At 64.0% G+C, this 14,836-nt stretch carries 13 protein-coding genes, 1 tRNA gene and 1 pseudogene; 7 read left to right on the top strand and 8 right to left on the bottom strand.

Translation table 11 applies throughout. The annotated features are described in order from the left end of the window. Positions 1 to 35 precede the first annotated feature (35 nt). Positions 36 to 1,028 (top strand): NAD(P)H-quinone oxidoreductase, encoded by a 993-nt coding sequence (locus tag BKG76_RS04680; protein ID WP_070936378.1) that lies wholly within the window; start codon positions 36 to 38, stop codon positions 1,026 to 1,028. Here BKG76_RS04680 and BKG76_RS04685 read toward each other — a convergent pair. Beyond that, complete coding sequence (locus BKG76_RS04685) at positions 1,009 to 1,803, bottom strand: sulfite exporter TauE/SafE family protein (RefSeq protein ID WP_070936873.1); 795 nt, start codon at positions 1,801 to 1,803, stop codon at positions 1,009 to 1,011. The genes BKG76_RS04680 and BKG76_RS04685 overlap by 20 nt on opposite strands. Before the next feature lie 88 nt (positions 1,804 to 1,891). Here BKG76_RS04685 and BKG76_RS04690 point away from each other — a divergent pair, with 88 nt between their 5' ends. Together BKG76_RS04690 and BKG76_RS04695 are read left to right on the top strand one after the other, a co-directional pair. After that, a complete protein-coding gene (locus tag BKG76_RS04690) occupies positions 1,892 to 2,647 on the top strand; it encodes an AraC family transcriptional regulator (protein WP_070936380.1) in 756 nt (251 codons plus the stop codon). Positions 2,648 to 2,679: 32 nt separating this feature from the next. Continuing rightward, positions 2,680 to 2,904 carry a hypothetical protein gene (locus BKG76_RS04695; protein ID WP_070936383.1) on the top strand — a complete coding sequence of 75 codons (225 nt, stop codon included), beginning with the start codon at positions 2,680 to 2,682 and terminating at the stop codon, positions 2,902 to 2,904. Between the two features lie 511 nt (positions 2,905 to 3,415). On the opposite strand, the gene BKG76_RS24995 is transcribed toward BKG76_RS04695, so the two are convergent. The 7 genes and pseudogenes from BKG76_RS24995 to BKG76_RS04725 form a co-directional block, all read right to left on the bottom strand. Next, positions 3,416 to 3,805: a hypothetical protein gene (locus tag BKG76_RS24995; RefSeq protein WP_131815787.1), complete on the bottom strand. Its 390-nt coding sequence runs from the start codon at positions 3,803 to 3,805 to the stop codon at positions 3,416 to 3,418. A 1,495-nt stretch (positions 3,806 to 5,300) separates the two neighbouring features. Further along, positions 5,301 to 7,695: pseudogene (locus BKG76_RS04700) on the bottom strand (hypothetical protein); the annotation flags it as partial. Between the two features lie 533 nt (positions 7,696 to 8,228). Further along, positions 8,229 to 8,304: transfer RNA gene (locus tag BKG76_RS04705), tRNA-Ala, on the bottom strand. 83 nt (positions 8,305 to 8,387) lie between these two features. After that, complete coding sequence (sepX, locus tag BKG76_RS04710; RefSeq protein ID WP_070936384.1) at positions 8,388 to 9,395, bottom strand: divisome protein SepX/GlpR; 1,008 nt, start codon at positions 9,393 to 9,395, stop codon at positions 8,388 to 8,390. 251 nt (positions 9,396 to 9,646) lie between these two features. Next, on the bottom strand, positions 9,647 to 10,300 hold the full coding sequence (locus BKG76_RS04715) for a GNAT family N-acetyltransferase (protein WP_070936386.1): 654 nt from the start codon (positions 10,298 to 10,300) through the stop codon (positions 9,647 to 9,649). 28 nt (positions 10,301 to 10,328) lie between these two features. Next, complete coding sequence (gene glp / locus BKG76_RS04720; protein ID WP_070936388.1) at positions 10,329 to 11,639, bottom strand: molybdotransferase-like divisome protein Glp; 1,311 nt, start codon at positions 11,637 to 11,639, stop codon at positions 10,329 to 10,331. Between the two features lie 11 nt (positions 11,640 to 11,650). Then, positions 11,651 to 12,580, bottom strand: a complete 930-nt coding sequence (locus tag BKG76_RS04725) for a UTP--glucose-1-phosphate uridylyltransferase (protein WP_070936389.1) — start codon at positions 12,578 to 12,580, stop codon at positions 11,651 to 11,653. Positions 12,581 to 12,681: 101 nt separating this feature from the next. Between BKG76_RS04725 and BKG76_RS04730 the strand changes: the two genes are divergently transcribed. The 4 genes from BKG76_RS04730 (at position 12,682) to mscL (ending at position 14,832) form a co-directional block, all read left to right on the top strand. Then, positions 12,682 to 13,257: a 5-formyltetrahydrofolate cyclo-ligase gene (locus BKG76_RS04730; RefSeq protein WP_083337907.1), complete on the top strand. Its 576-nt coding sequence runs from the start codon at positions 12,682 to 12,684 to the stop codon at positions 13,255 to 13,257. Between the two features lie 59 nt (positions 13,258 to 13,316). After that, positions 13,317 to 13,658 carry an FmdB family zinc ribbon protein gene (locus tag BKG76_RS04735; protein ID WP_070936393.1) on the top strand — a complete coding sequence of 114 codons (342 nt, stop codon included), beginning with the start codon at positions 13,317 to 13,319 and terminating at the stop codon, positions 13,656 to 13,658. Between the two features lie 64 nt (positions 13,659 to 13,722). Then, positions 13,723 to 14,427, top strand: coding sequence for an SAF domain-containing protein (locus tag BKG76_RS04740; RefSeq protein WP_236737522.1), 705 nt, complete (start codon positions 13,723 to 13,725; stop codon positions 14,425 to 14,427). Between the two features lie 9 nt (positions 14,428 to 14,436). Next, positions 14,437 to 14,832 carry a large-conductance mechanosensitive channel protein MscL gene (gene mscL / locus BKG76_RS04745; protein ID WP_070936396.1) on the top strand — a complete coding sequence of 132 codons (396 nt, stop codon included), beginning with the start codon at positions 14,437 to 14,439 and terminating at the stop codon, positions 14,830 to 14,832. Positions 14,833 to 14,836 lie beyond the last annotated feature (4 nt).

Below are 14,836 nucleotides of genomic sequence, written 5' to 3' on the forward strand. Positions count from 1 at the left end.
AATCGGCCAGACGGCAACGCAAGGAGGCAGGCCGCATGTATGCGATAACACTCAACGGTTTTGGTGATCCCGAGGTCATGGAGTGGGCTCAGGTGGCAGACCTGCCCGCCCCGGGCCCCGGAGAGGTGGCCATCGATGTGGTGGCCGCGGGCGTCAATCGGGCCGACGTGATGCAACGCCTGGGCCTGTACCCGCCGCCACCCGGCGCCAGCGAGATCCCTGGCCTCGAGGTTTCCGGCTACATCGCCGAAGTGGGTGCCGGGGTGCAGGATTGGTCACCCGGCGATGCGGTATGCGCGCTGATGGCCGGCGGCGGATATGCCGAGCGAGTCAACGTCGCCGCTACGCAGGTGCTGCCCGTGCCGCAGGGCGTCAGCGTCACCGGTGCGGCAGCCCTGCCGGAAACCGCCGCCACCGTGTGGTCGAACGTGGTGATGACGGGCGGTCTGCGCAGCGGGCAGACGCTGCTGATTCACGGCGGCGGTAGCGGAATCGGCACGCATGCAATACAAGTGGGCCGCGCATTGGGCGCGAATGTGGCGGTGACCGCCGGAACGCAGTTCAAGCTGGATCGGTGCCGCGAGCTCGGTGCGCAGACGCTGATCAACTACCGCGAGCAGGATTTCCCGGCGGTGGTCAACGCCGAGTACTCCGGGGCCAATGTCATCCTCGACATCATGGGCGGCAGCTACCTGCCCAAGAATGTGGAGGCGCTCGCCGAGAACGGCCACCTGACGATCATCGGATTGCAGGGTGGGGCCAGCGCTGAGCTGAATCTTGGTGCGCTGCTGTTCAAGCGGGGATCGGTACACGCGACCAACCTGCGTCGCCGGCCCGAGCAGGGGCCTGGCTCCAAGGCCGAGATCATCGCCGAACTCCGACGGCGGCTGTGGCCGCTGATCGACGAGGGAGCCGTGGCACCCGTCGTCGCCGCCGAGGTTCCGATCACCAATGCCGCAGAAGCGCACCGGCTGCTGGACTCCTCCGAGACTGTCGGAAAGGTACTACTCACGGTGCGCGAGCAGTAAGCATCGCCAGGGCCGAAACAACGAGCAGTCCGACATAAGCCCAGGCATGCACGGTATCGGGCAGCCGTGGCGGCCGCCGTCGTAGCCAAAACAGCACCGGTAGAGCCCCGGCGAGCAGCGCGATCGCGGAACGGAAATCCACCGCGCCGACGAAGTACGGCTCACCCGCCACCGCTGCCGAGGTGCTGGTCAGAAAGATCGCCAGCGCCGGCACACTGATGGCCAGCGTCAACGGATTCGCCAGTGCGGTCGCCACATTCATCGGCTGGCCACCGCGGCGCAACAACGGAACCGTCATGACGCTGCCACCCACTCCCAGGAAAGAGGCCACCGCACCGATGGGAACGCCCAAGGCGGGAGGAATCGCGAACTCGCGTTGGGGCCCGTCAATCACGGTGGCGCGGCGCAGGAAACCGGGCCGCAGCAGCACATCGAGGATTGTGATCACCAGGTAGACCACGAAACCCCATGTCGTCAGCTGCGGTGACGCCAACCGGGCCAGCCCCGCACCGAGCACGCCGCCACACCCCAGCAAGACCACGAGTGTTGCGGCACTTCGCAAGTAGAACAACGTGGTTCGCGGCGTCGCCGCGGTGGCCGCGGCCGCGCTGACCACCATGACCACCGCAGAGGTTGCAACGGCCACCTCCGGCGCCGCCGCACCCAGCACACCATCGACCCACATGATTACCGGCACAGTGACGAAACCGCCGCCGAAACCGAACAACACGGTGGTGAGGCCCGTAAGCACTCCGATCACCACCAACACGAGCACGTCCATGGAACCAGTCCATCCGACGCGTCGCACGCGAACAATCGAAAGCCAGCTCGATTCATTCGACTTTCGGCCATATCCTGACACGATGCGGAACGTACCGCTCGCCGACGTCGACGACCTGCCCCACGATGTCCTACCGATCAGCACCGACTACACCAACGGGCAGCTGCTGGACTGGCATCAGCACCGGCGTGCACAGTTCCTCTACGGAACCACCGGCACGATGATCGTGGATACCGACGCCGGGACATGGACGGTACCCACCCGCCGCGCCGTCATGATCCCGGCGCGCACGCGCCACCGGGTGCGCATGTTGGAGGTGCGCACCGGCAGCCTCTACATCGAACCCTCGGCCGTTCCGTGGTGGCCGTCGTCGTGCGTGGTGGTCGACGTCAGTCCATTGATGCACGAACTGCTCAGTGCTGCAGCAGATCTGGCTGCCGACTATGACCGGTCCGGCCGTGACGGAGCGCTCACCGCGCTCCTGCTGCACGAGCTGGCATTCTTCACCGCGCTGCCACTGCACGTCGATATGCCGCGATCGGCCGACCTCGCCGAGCTGTGCCGCGCCTACCTCGATGCGCCGGAGGTATCGGTGTCCAATGCGCAGTGGGCGCTGCGGCTGAACACGAGCGAGCGCTCGCTGACTCGCCGCTTCCGCGATGAGGTCGCCTTGAGCCCGGCCGCATGGCGCGTGCGGGCGCGGCTGCTGGCCGCGGTGCCGCTGCTGCGCGATCATTCGGTGACTCAGGTGGCCGGACGGCTGGGATATGCCACGCCCGCCGCCTTCTCCTACGCCTTCGGCCGCGCGTTCGGCATCGCCCCGTCAACCATCAGCTGAATGCTTCAGCATTTGACGATACTGTGGGTCGTATGACGACGACGTTCGTCGGGATAGCGGCGATCGTGGCGATGACCCTTATAGGTATCGGCATGAATGCTGGGCTCTTCAACACCCGCAGGGCACGCCAGGCGATTCCGCCACTGGTGGCGCGAGCGGCTGCTCCCGTGTACGCACTCAACCGCCGGATCGGCAACCCGGGCCGCACCACCAAGCTCAAGGACGAGCCCGAACCAACAGACGAACCCACGGACTAAAGCGCTCGTCCCACCCATCCCAACAAAAAAGAACCCCCGGCTAGCGGGGGTTCTTGTGGTGGAGCTAGGGAGAATCGAACTCCCGACCTTCTCGATGCAAACGAACGTCAGTCGGCGGTTGTTAGGACAAGCCACGTTGGCCTAGTAAGGGACCTGCTGGTCAGCACGTTGGTTCCGTTGGTCGTTATCAGGCTTGGAAAGTTCTGCTGCGGACTGACTGCGGACTGAGTCAGATGGATCTGCGCCGGAGACTCGACCAGCCGACTCCTTCAACATCGCTGACATCACGAGGATGGCTGCAGGATGCAGCGCAGCCGGAATGCACGGGTACATTCCGGGACGCACTCACCTAGCTACACGGACGCGGCGGGCCCAACAACCGGAATCCCGCACCCCCAAAGACAAACCAGTCTCCCAAAGCAACGCTATCGCAGTTCCCATCAATTGTGAGCCGGATTGGATAATAGCCTTCAAAGATCAATCGAAGGTTGAGCGGGCGACTAGCTCTGCATCAGTACTTCTGGATCATCGACGCAAATTTAAGCATCGCCGCCTCGGCGTCGCGTTCTATCGCCCGGCCGCTTAATGCCGCACTAATACAAGCGCGCAACACCATTGCCGCCTCCATAAATATCGGCGAGCTAGACTCCATTACATCATATCCAGCACGGTCAACAATCAGCACTCCCGGTGGAAGTGGCCATTCATTTTGCGTAAGCCCACCACGAACGCCTTCCACAAAATCCTCAGGCAATCCAGGAACAAACCCTCTTAGACGATTTAGTTCACTCTTAATGGCGTGCTCCCCGGTCTCATCCCATGGATTACCTACAAGGATATTGACGGTCGCAGCGCTACCCGTAGAAACTATGAATTCACCGCCAAGAAGGGCACGCGGCATGATTCCACCCCTTCTTTGAACCTCCACGACATATCGCGCACTTTGAGCGACCAAATGTAGGCCTGTCGAGGCTTCTATAGAAAACCCTACCTCCGCAGTGGGCGTATAGGCGGCTTGCGGAATATCGTCACTTATAGCTGACGCCCCGGCTCGATCGATGTTTAATATCATTACGGCAGCAATCCATTCATTTGCTTCCACCAACGGCCAAACAAAGGGTTCTCTTGTATGAGATCGAGATCATAGTTTTTCCCAGGTGGATGTGTCATCAGCGCCTCTGCATGTGCCGCTTCATAGTCCATACCCTGTTTCATGAGGCCATTTTCTGTCAGCTCATGCCTCATGAAGTTCACTTGAGTGTCGCTTAAAGGTGCACCCTGCGAAATGGCGTCACGTATCCGCGAAATCATAGCATCGTTGGGCTCAAATGGATCCATACGACTCAAATGCGCAGCCACGTTGTCTATGTCCACAGCTGTAAAATCTGCTTTTGTGGCGAAGCTAGTTACGGGCGAGATAGCCTGTTCGGCAGCCTCGGCACCGCCGCGTCCCAGCCACGCGGCCCGTCCAGCCTGCCCCGCCGGGGTGAACATGCTCGCTGCCAGTCCAGTATCTAGGACGGCACCCAATTGGGTGCGTCCTGCGTAGCCATCGGTAGTCAATACGTGCATGTCGTAGGGCACGTTCGGGACCCCCGGCAGGTTCTGGTGAACCCACGACGAGATGCCGCCCGAATCGGCGCGCAAGACCGGGTCAGTGATGGTATCGATCGCGGTGCCGTTGTCCATGCCGTCCAGGAAGGTGGCGGTCTCGTTGGTATCCGAAAGCCACTTGCCTGAGGCGTCATAGTTGGACACCGGGGTGCTTTGGTGGCTGTACTCAACCTTGCCGCCGGGAGCCGTTTGCAATGGCCCGGTCTGGCCCCGCACCGAAAAACCACTCAACACCCCATTCGGGTCCTGCTGTGTCAGCAACGTGACCGGATTGCCATTCAAAACACCCTGCAACACACCGTTTTCGCCCGGATGCAGGTTGGTCAACGTGCCCGCCTCACCCAAATTCATAGACGGGGCACTACCGGGGGTTTGGATCAACCGCACCGGGCTGCCATTGGGACCCAGATAGGTACTGAGCTCACCTTGCGGCGAAATCACATGCGCGGTGCGCCCATCAACCACATGATTGGCCGCACCACTGGGATCTGAATACCAACTCGACCCCTTCGGTGGGCCCGCGGCGACCTGGTTGAGATTGCTCGTCAAACTTCCAACCGGCGCTGTCTCCTGCGGTTTAGGCTCGGTGGCCCCCGGCAACGTCGGTGAGGACGGCTCAGCAGGATCACCCGACGCCGAGGACAACAACCGCTGACTCGAGGTCTGCGGCGTGGCTGCAGCGTAAGCGCTATTGAGGGCCTGCAACTGCGGCGGCAACGACGAAGCCGCCAGCGGGGACAGCGGTTTAGGTGTTGACGTCGGGCTGGCCGCCTTAGGCGCCTGCGGCTGCGCGGGCGCAACTGGCTGCGGTGGCTGCTGGGGTGCCCGCTTGGTGCTGTCTAGTGCCTGCACACCCGAGGACTGCGGTGTTGGTGGTGTGGGTGGTTTCGGAACATCGCCAGGCCCGTTGACCGCTGTGGCGGTGCCCGAGAGCGCGTCGGTGGCCCCTGAGGTATCGGGCATACCGGAGGTGCCCAGACTTGAAGCGGTGTTGACAATCCCCGAAACTTGAGAGACCCCACCTGCGACCTGGCCGGTCAGGTCAGCGACTTGGCCACCGGCCTGGGTGAGCTGCTGCACCTGCTGGGCCTGGGGCTTGAGTTGCGGGTTCGCATCGGCAGCGAGCTGTGCGCCCTGACCGGCCTCATTGAGCCATGTCGAGGCGATCGACGCACCGGAGCCCACCGCGTCGGCGGTGTCACTGATTCCCCCAGAAACGCCTTGTACCAACGCAACTGCGTCCATCGGATTAACCGCACCGGACTGCGCCGACGACGCCAGAGAGGCCCCTGCCTGCGCGGCCGAGCCGAAATTCTGCGCCGCAGACCCCGCGGACTGCCCCAAATTCACACTGTCAGAAACAGTGTTGGCAATGTCGCCAGGCAGCGACTGGCTCAGCTGCGCCCCGTCCTGCGCCAGCGCCTGGGTGTCCGGCCCTTGTTGTTGGTCGGGTTGGGGCTGTTGATCGTCCTGCTTGCGTCTGCGCGTGGAGGCCGCACCCATCAACAACGCGGACAGGTCGTTATTGCCCGACTGGTCCTGCTGTTGGTCTTTGTCGTCCTTCTTTTTGTCTTTAGACGGGGCCTTGGGCAGCTTCTGGTTGCCGTTCTGCTTCTGCTGACCCTGCTGCTGGAGTTGTTTGGTCAGATCATCAAGACGTTGGCGATCTTGCGTGGACTGCTGCTGTTGGTCCTGTAACTGGCGGGTCAGCTCATCAAGACGCTGCTGATCAGACTGATTCGGTGACTGCTGATCAGGCTGCTGCCCAGTGTTGTTCTGCGGTGGCTGGTTTTGAGGTGGCTGCTGCTGGGGCTGTTGAGCGCTCTGATTACCGCTCTGCGCGCCTTGATTGGCTTGCCCACCTTGCGATCCCGGGTTGAAATCTGGGTTCGGTTTTCCTGGTCCTTGGGTGTACGGGGTAGCGTTTTGGTAGTCAGGGATTTGGGTGCCGTGCGCGGGCTGATCCCAACCTTGCTGAGGCCCCTGCTGTCCACTAGAGCCCTGAGCCCCGTTATTACTGATCGAGGGGGCTTGAGTGTTGTAGATCGATATCGAGCTGTTTTGGTCCATCGGTGGCTGGTTGATCCCGCCCTGATAGTCCGGCATCTGATTAGGCATCTGCGGCGGCTGGAACTGGGAGGCATCCGGGCCGTAAGAGTTGGTCCCGTTGGAGCCGCCGCCGCAATCGGGCGGGCATTGGGCATGCGCTTGGGGCACCGTGGCCGGGGTAAACCAGCCGAGACCCAGCCCGCTGGCCGAGAACATCAGTACTGCTATGACACCGGCTGTCGCAGTGGCTTTCTGGGAAGCATCCGTGGCCCACGTGTAGAGGCCCGCCAGGCCTTTCCACCAACCCAGATTCGACCCGATCCCCCACGCCAACGTGGCCGCGATCGCGGCCACAGCGGGAAGCACATTGGGCCCGGTGATCCACACATACAGCCGGGGCGTGATCCCAGCGGCCAGCAGCACCAACCCGGCCCCGCCGCCGATCAACGCCGCGAGCAGACCCGGATGCCACAACGACTCGTCGTGCTTCTTGCGCGACTCATTACGCTGCGCCCCAACACCTTCGGCAATAGGGGTGCGGACACGAGCACCGAGCATCCCAGCATCGGTCAAGGCATCTTTGGCCAGGCCCGCGAGGTACTTACCGCCCGTGAACAGGGCCGCTCCGGCGAGCACGGCCACCAGCATCTGCCCGATACCGAGCAGCAGTGTCCAGCTGGGTTCTCCTGAAAGGTGCTGCCACCAGGTGCTGTAGCCGCCGCGCAACGTCCACCACATACCCAGCGCTCCGGCGATAACCGCCCCCGACGCGGCCACCGCCTGCACCGACTCAGAGAACCGTTCCTTGCCGGCAGCAGACACAGCGGCGATCACCGGCTTGATACCCCAGGTGATGAGTTTGATCCCACCACCCAGCGCCGTCATCCCTGCCAGCAGCGCCACGACCCACACACCCCAGGCCCAGGGATCGCCACCGGCCCGATACAAGCCGTGTAGACCGGCGACCCCCACCACCGTCAACACCGCGCCAGCGAAAACAGCAGCCCCCCGACGACCGGCATCACCGGCAGACACCGACGTGGCGGCAGATACCGTCTGCAGTTCGCTGGAATGAGTGAGATCCCGGCAGGTCAACACCCCTGTCGCCTCGGTCACATCGCGATTCACAGAACCCACCGACCGTCCACCCCTCCCGACACCCGCAACCACGTCATACATTGCGGTCCAACAATCGACCCAGCATAAGCCACAAGCCAAGATCGCGTCAGACCCACTGGCAAACAATATTTACGGCGTCCCATTTGAGACGCGAGATACCAAGATCAAGCATGCCGCGACCAGCGGATACTCACCCAGCCGAGGTTGCCCAAATCCCGCTCGACGAGCTGGCCCGTGCCAGACGGTCAGAGACGCCGATGACGCACAGTCGGCATGGCTAGAAGCATCACGGCATGCCCGATGGCCATCGAACGGTTAACTTCTACCGTCTGAGCAATGGTGTTGGCCGCTTCCCCGTTGCCGCACACGCAGCGCGCTAAGGCATCGTTCTCGGCGCTGTGCCTTTACGCGCGACCAAGCAGGGGGAGTTGAAGTCGTGGGACGGCCAGTTTGGACCCAGCAATTCGATCTACTGACGACGTACCAGATTTCAGATACACCCGTCCCAACAAAAAAGAACCCCCGGCTAGCGGGGGTTCTTGTGGTGGAGCTAGGGAGAATCGAACTCCCGACCTTCTCGATGCGAACGAGACGCGCTACCAACTGCGCTATAGCCCCAAGACGCTAAGACCTTACCAGCCGTCCCCGCGTCTGACCGAATCGCGGGATGGGCCGCAAAGGCGAAGAGCGTCCGCTCCGGCCTACTGGCCGACAGCGTGCGGAATACGGTACTGCCGCGGCTCGTCGTAGTAATCCAGATGTTCGAAAACCGGGTCCTCGTCATCGATTTCGAGGACGGCCGCGCCAGGACGGCGCAGACGCTGCGGCACCACATCCAGCTCACGGTCCGTGACGTTCTCCACACCGACCACACGTGCGCGCTGGTAACGCGCGGCGCGACGACGGCGCAGCTGCTCCTCGATGCGAGTCTGACGCCGCAGGTAGCCCAGATAGAGCACGGCCATCACACCGAGCACGCCGCAGGCCCACCACGCGGTGCTGGTCGCGGTCGCGGACACCACACCGGCGAGAACCATCGCACCGACCAGACCCATCAGCACCCGCTTGCGGAAGGCGAACTTGCGCGCGTTCTCCTTGGCCATGACATCGGGATCAAAGCGGCGGCGGCGTGACGAGCTGTACACCGGCGGCGCCTGATGACGTTCCCGCGAGGGTTCGGCCGCGATGGCCAGGCCCGAGGTGTCGTCAACGTACTCGTACGTGCCCGAATCTGTTTCGGCGACGGGCGCACTGGGCGCCTCTTCCAGATCCTCAAGCTCATCGGACAACGCGGCCTCGCCGGCCGGCAGCGCGGTCGCGTCTTCGTCGATGACATCGACGTCGACGGGCTCGTCGACCGCAACCTTCTGGGGACGAACCTTGCGCACGGCCATGGCCTTCACGGCCTGGGCGGCGTCCTTGTCTTCTTCGGTGGGCGCACTCGCGATCACACCGGTCGAATCTTCTTCTTCCTCGTCCTCAAATTCATCGACGTCTTCACGACGGAAGTCCGGGTCGCTGCGGTGACCGGCGGCGGGCCCGGTGCGACGCAGCAGCTTGGCGGCTTTCCCGTTCAGGACCCGCGTCGCCAGTGCGACATCACTCGTGCGTTTGACCACGTCACGCTTGTTGATCAGCATCGGCACCAGGACGAACAGCCACAGCACGACTAGTCCGATCCACAACACCGATTGGGGGATGCTCGGCATCTCGGCCAGCTCCTTTCTGCGCGCTCTTCGTGCCTCTACGTCTAAGCCTCAGGTCAAGGCTAGGTCGGCGATCTGCGCACGTTACGAGGCGCGCCGATACCAATTACACACCTGTAATTCTACAGGGGCAAGCATCACAGGCCCCAATAGTCACATCAGTCTCACTAATATCTGGCGAGCAGACGCTTCGTGAGGCGAAAGCCCAGGACGCGCGAGCGCCAGGTGTCTGCGCCCGGGGAGCGACGGAAGGGTCAAACCCAGCTGGCGTTGCCGGAGCGCACCAGCGTCGCGGCAACCGAGCCCCGCACCTCTTCGACCGTCATCGCCACCAACAAATGGTCACGCCAGGCACCGTCGACATCGAGGTAACGCCTGAGTAGCCCCTCTTCACGAAAGCCGACCTTGGACAGCACCGCCCGGCTGGCACCGTTCTCCGGCCGCACCGTCGCCTCCACCCGATGCAGGGTCACGGGCCCAAAACAGTGATCAAGCCCCAGCGCGAGCGCCGCGGTCGCCACCCCCTGCCGGGTCACGGTGCTGACCACCCAATACCCGATCCAGGCTGAACGCAGCGCACCGTGCGCGATATTGCCGATCGTCAGTTGCCCGACGAAGTTTCCGTTCAGCTCGATGGCGCACGGAATCATCCGCCCCTTACGCGCCTCGGCCCGCAGGCCCGAGCACAGCGCCGGCCACGACGACACACCGTGGCGCGCCATCCAGTCGACCTCCGAGGACGGCTCCCACGGCTGCAGATGCGACTGGTCGGCCAGCCGCGCACGGCTCCACGCCATCCCGTCGCGCAGTCGGATGGGGCGCACCGACACCACTCCCGCGGGCACACGTAGCTTCCCGAGCGGCATCGGCCAGCCCGGATGCGCGCTCTCCTGACGCCAGACGCTCATGCGGGCTCCTGGTCTTCGCGCGGGAACCTCATCCTCGCTGCGCCAGGAACGCGACCTCGACGATCTCCCCCATGCGGACCTGTTCCACCTCGGCGGGCACGATCACGAGGCAATTCGCCTCGGCAAGCGTCGCGAGCAGGTGCGATGACGACCCGGCCGCACTACCCAATATCTGCACCAGATACTCGCCGTTGTCCTGATCGCGCATCAACTGCCCGCGCAGAAACCCCTTACGGCCCGCAATGGACGTAATAGGAGACACGGTGCGTGCCTGCACAATTCGGCGTTGCGCGTGCCGGCGTCCGAGTGCCAGCCGGATCAGCGGCCGCACCATCACCTCGAAGACCACCAGGGCTCCGACCGGATTCGCGGGCAACAGGAAAGTGGGCACCGCGTCGCGGCCCAACTGACCGAAGCCCTGCACAGAGCCCGGATGCATGGCGATGCGACCGACTTCCATATCGCCCAGCGCCGAGAGCGCCTCACGAATACCTTCCGCGGCGGCGCCGCCGACCGCACCTGAGATGACGACGACCTCGGCTCGATTCAGCTGCCCCTCAACTACCTCGCGGAACGCGGCGGGCTCCGCGCTGACGATGCCCACACGGTTGACATCGGCGCCGGCATCGCGGGCCGCAGCCGCCAGCGCGTAGGAATTCACGTCGTAGACCTGGCCGTTCCCCGGTGTGCGGTCGACATCGACAAGCTCGCCGCCGACACTGATCACCGAGAGCCGGGGCCTCGGATGCACCAGCACCCGATCACGTCCGACCGCGGCCAGCAGTCCGACCTGGGCCGCGCCGATGATGGTGCCCGCCCGCACGGCGACGTCACCCGGTTGTACATCATCGCCGGTGCGCCGCACGTAGTCACCCGAACGCACCGCACGCAGCACCTTGACCCGCGACTCCCCGCCCTCGGACCAGCGCAAAGGCAGCACGGCATCGGCCAGCGTCGGCATGGGAGCACCGGTCTGCACGCGCACCGCCTGGCGCGGCTGCAGCCGGGTAGGCGTGCGCTCCCCCACCCGAACCGTGCCGACGACCGGCAGCTCAACCGTTCCGATCTCCCCGGTGGACTCTGCTACATCGTCCTCGTCATCGGGGCTGCCGCCCTCGCCTGGACTGATCACGCGCACCACACCACCGGCGGCCTGCACATCGACACTGCGCACGGCATATCCGTCGATGGCGGCCTGATCGAATCCCGGCAAAGGCCGGACCGTCACCACTTCCTCGGCGCACAACAAACCCTGGGCTTCGGCGATCGCCACCCGAACCGGGCGCGGCGCCACCGCAGCCGCCGTGACTTTGGCCTGCTGCTCCTCGACCGAACGCACTGGTGCCTTTCTTACTCCGACTCCGGCAGCACGGTCGATTCCCGGCCAAGCCGCTCGACCAGCCACTCGCGCAAGCCCGGACCGTAATCGTCGCGGTCCAACGCAAAGTCAACAGCAGCCTTGAGATAGCCGCCGGGATTTCCCAGGTCGTGTCGGGATCCGCGATGCACCACAACATGCACCGGATGCCCCTCGTCGATCAATAACGCGATGGCATCGGTGAGCTGCAACTCGCCGCCGGCACCCCGCGGGATGCGCTTGAGCGCGTCGAAAATCGCTCGATCCAGCAGGTAACGCCCGGCCGCGGCGTAATTCGACGGCGCTTCCTCGGTCTTGGGCTTCTCCACCATCCCCTTGACGCGCAACACATTCGGGTTGGCGGCATCGGGAACGATCTCGACATCGAAGGCGCCGTAGGCGCTGATCTCACTCGGCCGGACCTCGATGGCGCACAACACCGAACCGCCACGCTTGGCCCGCACCTTGGCCATGGTCTCCAGCACTCCGCGGGGCCACACCAGGTCGTCGGGCAGCAGCACCGCAATGGCGTCCTCGTCATCGTCGAGAACCGACTCGACACAACCGACGGCATGTCCCAGCCCCAATGGCTCGGCCTGCACCACCGATTGCACCTTGATGAGGGCGGGCGCCCGCCGGACCTTCTCCAGCATGGCGTGCTTGCCGCGCGCTTCCAGCGTGCCCTCGAGCACCAGGTCCTCGACAAAATGCGCGACGACCCCGTCCTTACCTTCGGAGGTGACGATCACCAGGCGTTCGGCGCCGGCTTCGGCGGCCTCTTCGGCCACCAACTCGATTCCCGGGGTGTCAACCACCGGGAGTAGCTCTTTGGGCACGGTCTTGGTGGCTGGCAGGAACCGGGTGCCCAAGCCAGCCGCGGGGACCACGGCAGTGCGCGGGATGGACACGTCAGGGGCCGTCATAGCCACTCACCCTAACCACTGACCCGGGAATTTCGCTGGCAAGGCGGTAGCGTCACGGTATCGGCCATCCTCAGAGCACCCCAGAGAACATTAAGGACGCGCTGCGGCAACAGATTGTGCAGGCACGACGGGCCATATCGCCTGCCGAGCGCGAAAAACAGAACGACGCGCTCGCCGCGCATGTCGTGGCGGCGTCCGCGGGCCTAGCGGTGATCGCCGCGTACCTGCCGGTGGGATCCGAACCAGGGTCCGTGCGAATGCTCGATGCCCTCGTCGGCCGTGGTGTGCAGGTTTTGCTCCCGGTCGCCCGCAATGACGAGGAGGGCACCCCGACCGCGCTGACGTGGGGTCGATACTGCCCGGGCGAGCTGGTGGACGCACCATTTGGTCTGCGTGAGCCCGCTGCACCGGAGTTCGGTGCGGCCGCGCTCGCCGACGCCGGACTGATCTTGGTGCCGGCGCTGGCGGTGGATAGGCGGGGTAATCGGTTGGGGCGCGGCGCCGGGTTCTACGACCGCTCGCTGCGGTTCGCCGCGCAGGCGACGGCCCTGATCACGCCGCTGTTCGTCGGGGAGATTCTTGACGAGATTCCGGCAGGACCACACGATGTGCCGGTGACGCATGCGCTCACCGCCGACGGATTGGTCACACTCGGCGGCGGGACGTGGCGGACCTAGCACTCCAAGCGGTAGAGTGCTAGTGGCGTTTCATGGCTTGCCAGTTCCGGAGGACCCCCATGCCTACCTATTCCTATGCGTGTGCCGACTGCGGCGACAAGTTCGACATCGTGCAGTCGTTCACTGACGATGCCCTGACCGTGTGCCAAAAGTGCTCGGGCAAGCTACGCAAGCTGTTCAACTCGGTGGGCATCGTGTTCAAGGGCAGCGGCTTCTACCGCACCGACAGCCGCTCGGGCAGTGTGGACGCCGCCGCCAAGAGCGATTCCGGCACGAAGAGCGAGTCCAAGTCCTCGACGTCGGAGTCTTCCGGGTCTTCGAGCCCTTCATCGACCGGCTCGTCCTCGACCACGTCGAGCTCTTCCAGCTCCACTGCTACCGCCTCCGCCGCCGCCGGCTGACGAGTTATCCACAGCGACAAATTCGCTACTGACGCCGGGATGCGCCTCGCCCTAGCGTGAGGGCATGGCCCGATCGGGGATGAGGCGCTCGCGCGAAGAGCATCGAGCGCAGTTGGATCCGACTGCGCTACAGCGCATATCGACGGCACTTCGTCCCGATTGGGCCCGGACAACGTTGGCCCGCAGAATCGCGGCAGCGATCCTGGTTCTCTTCGCGGCGGTACTGGCATTTCGCCCCGACCCGGCCAATGATCGCGCCGACGTGGTGGTGGCCGCGCACGACCTGCCACCCGGCACAATTCTGACCGGTGACGATGTACGGGTTGAAAAGCGTTCCGCAACAATCCTTCCCGACGGCGCAAGCACCAATTCCGGCGCCATCATCGGCGCGACACTGGCCGGGCCGGTGCGTCGCGGGGAGATGCTGACCGACGTGCGAGTGTTGGGCCCGAGGTTGGCAGAATCTGCAGCCGGCAAGGACGCCCGCATCGTGCCGGTGCCACTGGCCGATGCCGCCACCGTCGACATGATCCGCACCGGCGATGTGGTCGACATCCTCACCGTGGCCGATCACGGACCTGGCGCCACTGAATCTCCTCCCGAGCCCACGGTGTTGGCCACCGATGCGGTAGTTGTGCTGGTGTCGCCGAAACCCGTCACCAAGGGCATTGGGACCGAAAGGGTGGTAATGGTCGCATTGCCGCCGCAGCAGGCAAATCGCGTCGCCGCAATCGCGTTAGTACAGGCGATAACGCTGACCTTCCGTTAGGGTCAGATCATGTTCAAGGGATTCAGAGATTTTCTGCTGCGTGGCAACGTTATTGACCTTGCGGTCGCGGTGGTCATCGGTGCGGCATTCACCGCGCTGGTCACCAAGTTCAGCGACGCCATCATTCAGCCGCTGATCAATCGGATTGGCACGGGACCGAATTCGGATCACCCCGCACTTAAGGTCAGCATCGGTGGCGGACAGTACTTGGACTTCAATGTCCTGGTCACCGCAACCATCAACTTCATCCTGATCGCGGCGGTCGTCTACTTCTTAGTTGTCCTGCCGTACAACACGATCAAGGAACGTCTGGCCAAGTCGGGCGAAGAGCCTGCTGCCCAAACCGAGGCGGAACTGCTCGTCGAGATTCGCGACCTGCTTGCCGAGCAGAAGAAGGCGTCCTAGCGCC

Origin of the sequence: Mycobacteroides franklinii (genome assembly GCF_001853795.1) — a bacterium.
In the GTDB taxonomy this organism is placed as follows: domain Bacteria; phylum Actinomycetota; class Actinomycetes; order Mycobacteriales; family Mycobacteriaceae; genus Mycobacterium; species Mycobacterium franklinii.

Bases quoted from the DNA above. Each gene is read 5' to 3' on its own strand.
- BKG76_RS04680 (WP_070936378.1), top strand. From the start codon at position 36: ATGTATGCGATAACACTCAACGGTTTTGGTGATCCCGAGGTCATGGAG.
- BKG76_RS04690 (WP_070936380.1), top strand. From the start codon at position 1,892: ATGCGGAACGTACCGCTCGCCGACGTCGACGACCTGCCCCACGATGTC.
- BKG76_RS04695 (WP_070936383.1), top strand. From the start codon at position 2,680: ATGACGACGACGTTCGTCGGGATAGCGGCGATCGTGGCGATGACCCTT.
- BKG76_RS24995 (WP_131815787.1), bottom strand. From the start codon at position 3,805: ATGCCGCGTGCCCTTCTTGGCGGTGAATTCATAGTTTCTACGGGTAGC.
- sepX (WP_070936384.1), bottom strand. From the start codon at position 9,395: ATGCCGAGCATCCCCCAATCGGTGTTGTGGATCGGACTAGTCGTGCTG.
- BKG76_RS04715 (WP_070936386.1), bottom strand. From the start codon at position 10,300: ATGAGCGTCTGGCGTCAGGAGAGCGCGCATCCGGGCTGGCCGATGCCG.
- BKG76_RS04725 (WP_070936389.1), bottom strand. From the start codon at position 12,580: ATGACGGCCCCTGACGTGTCCATCCCGCGCACTGCCGTGGTCCCCGCG.
- BKG76_RS04735 (WP_070936393.1), top strand. From the start codon at position 13,317: ATGCCTACCTATTCCTATGCGTGTGCCGACTGCGGCGACAAGTTCGAC.
- BKG76_RS04740 (WP_236737522.1), top strand. From the start codon at position 13,723: ATGGCCCGATCGGGGATGAGGCGCTCGCGCGAAGAGCATCGAGCGCAG.
- mscL (WP_070936396.1), top strand. From the start codon at position 14,437: ATGTTCAAGGGATTCAGAGATTTTCTGCTGCGTGGCAACGTTATTGAC.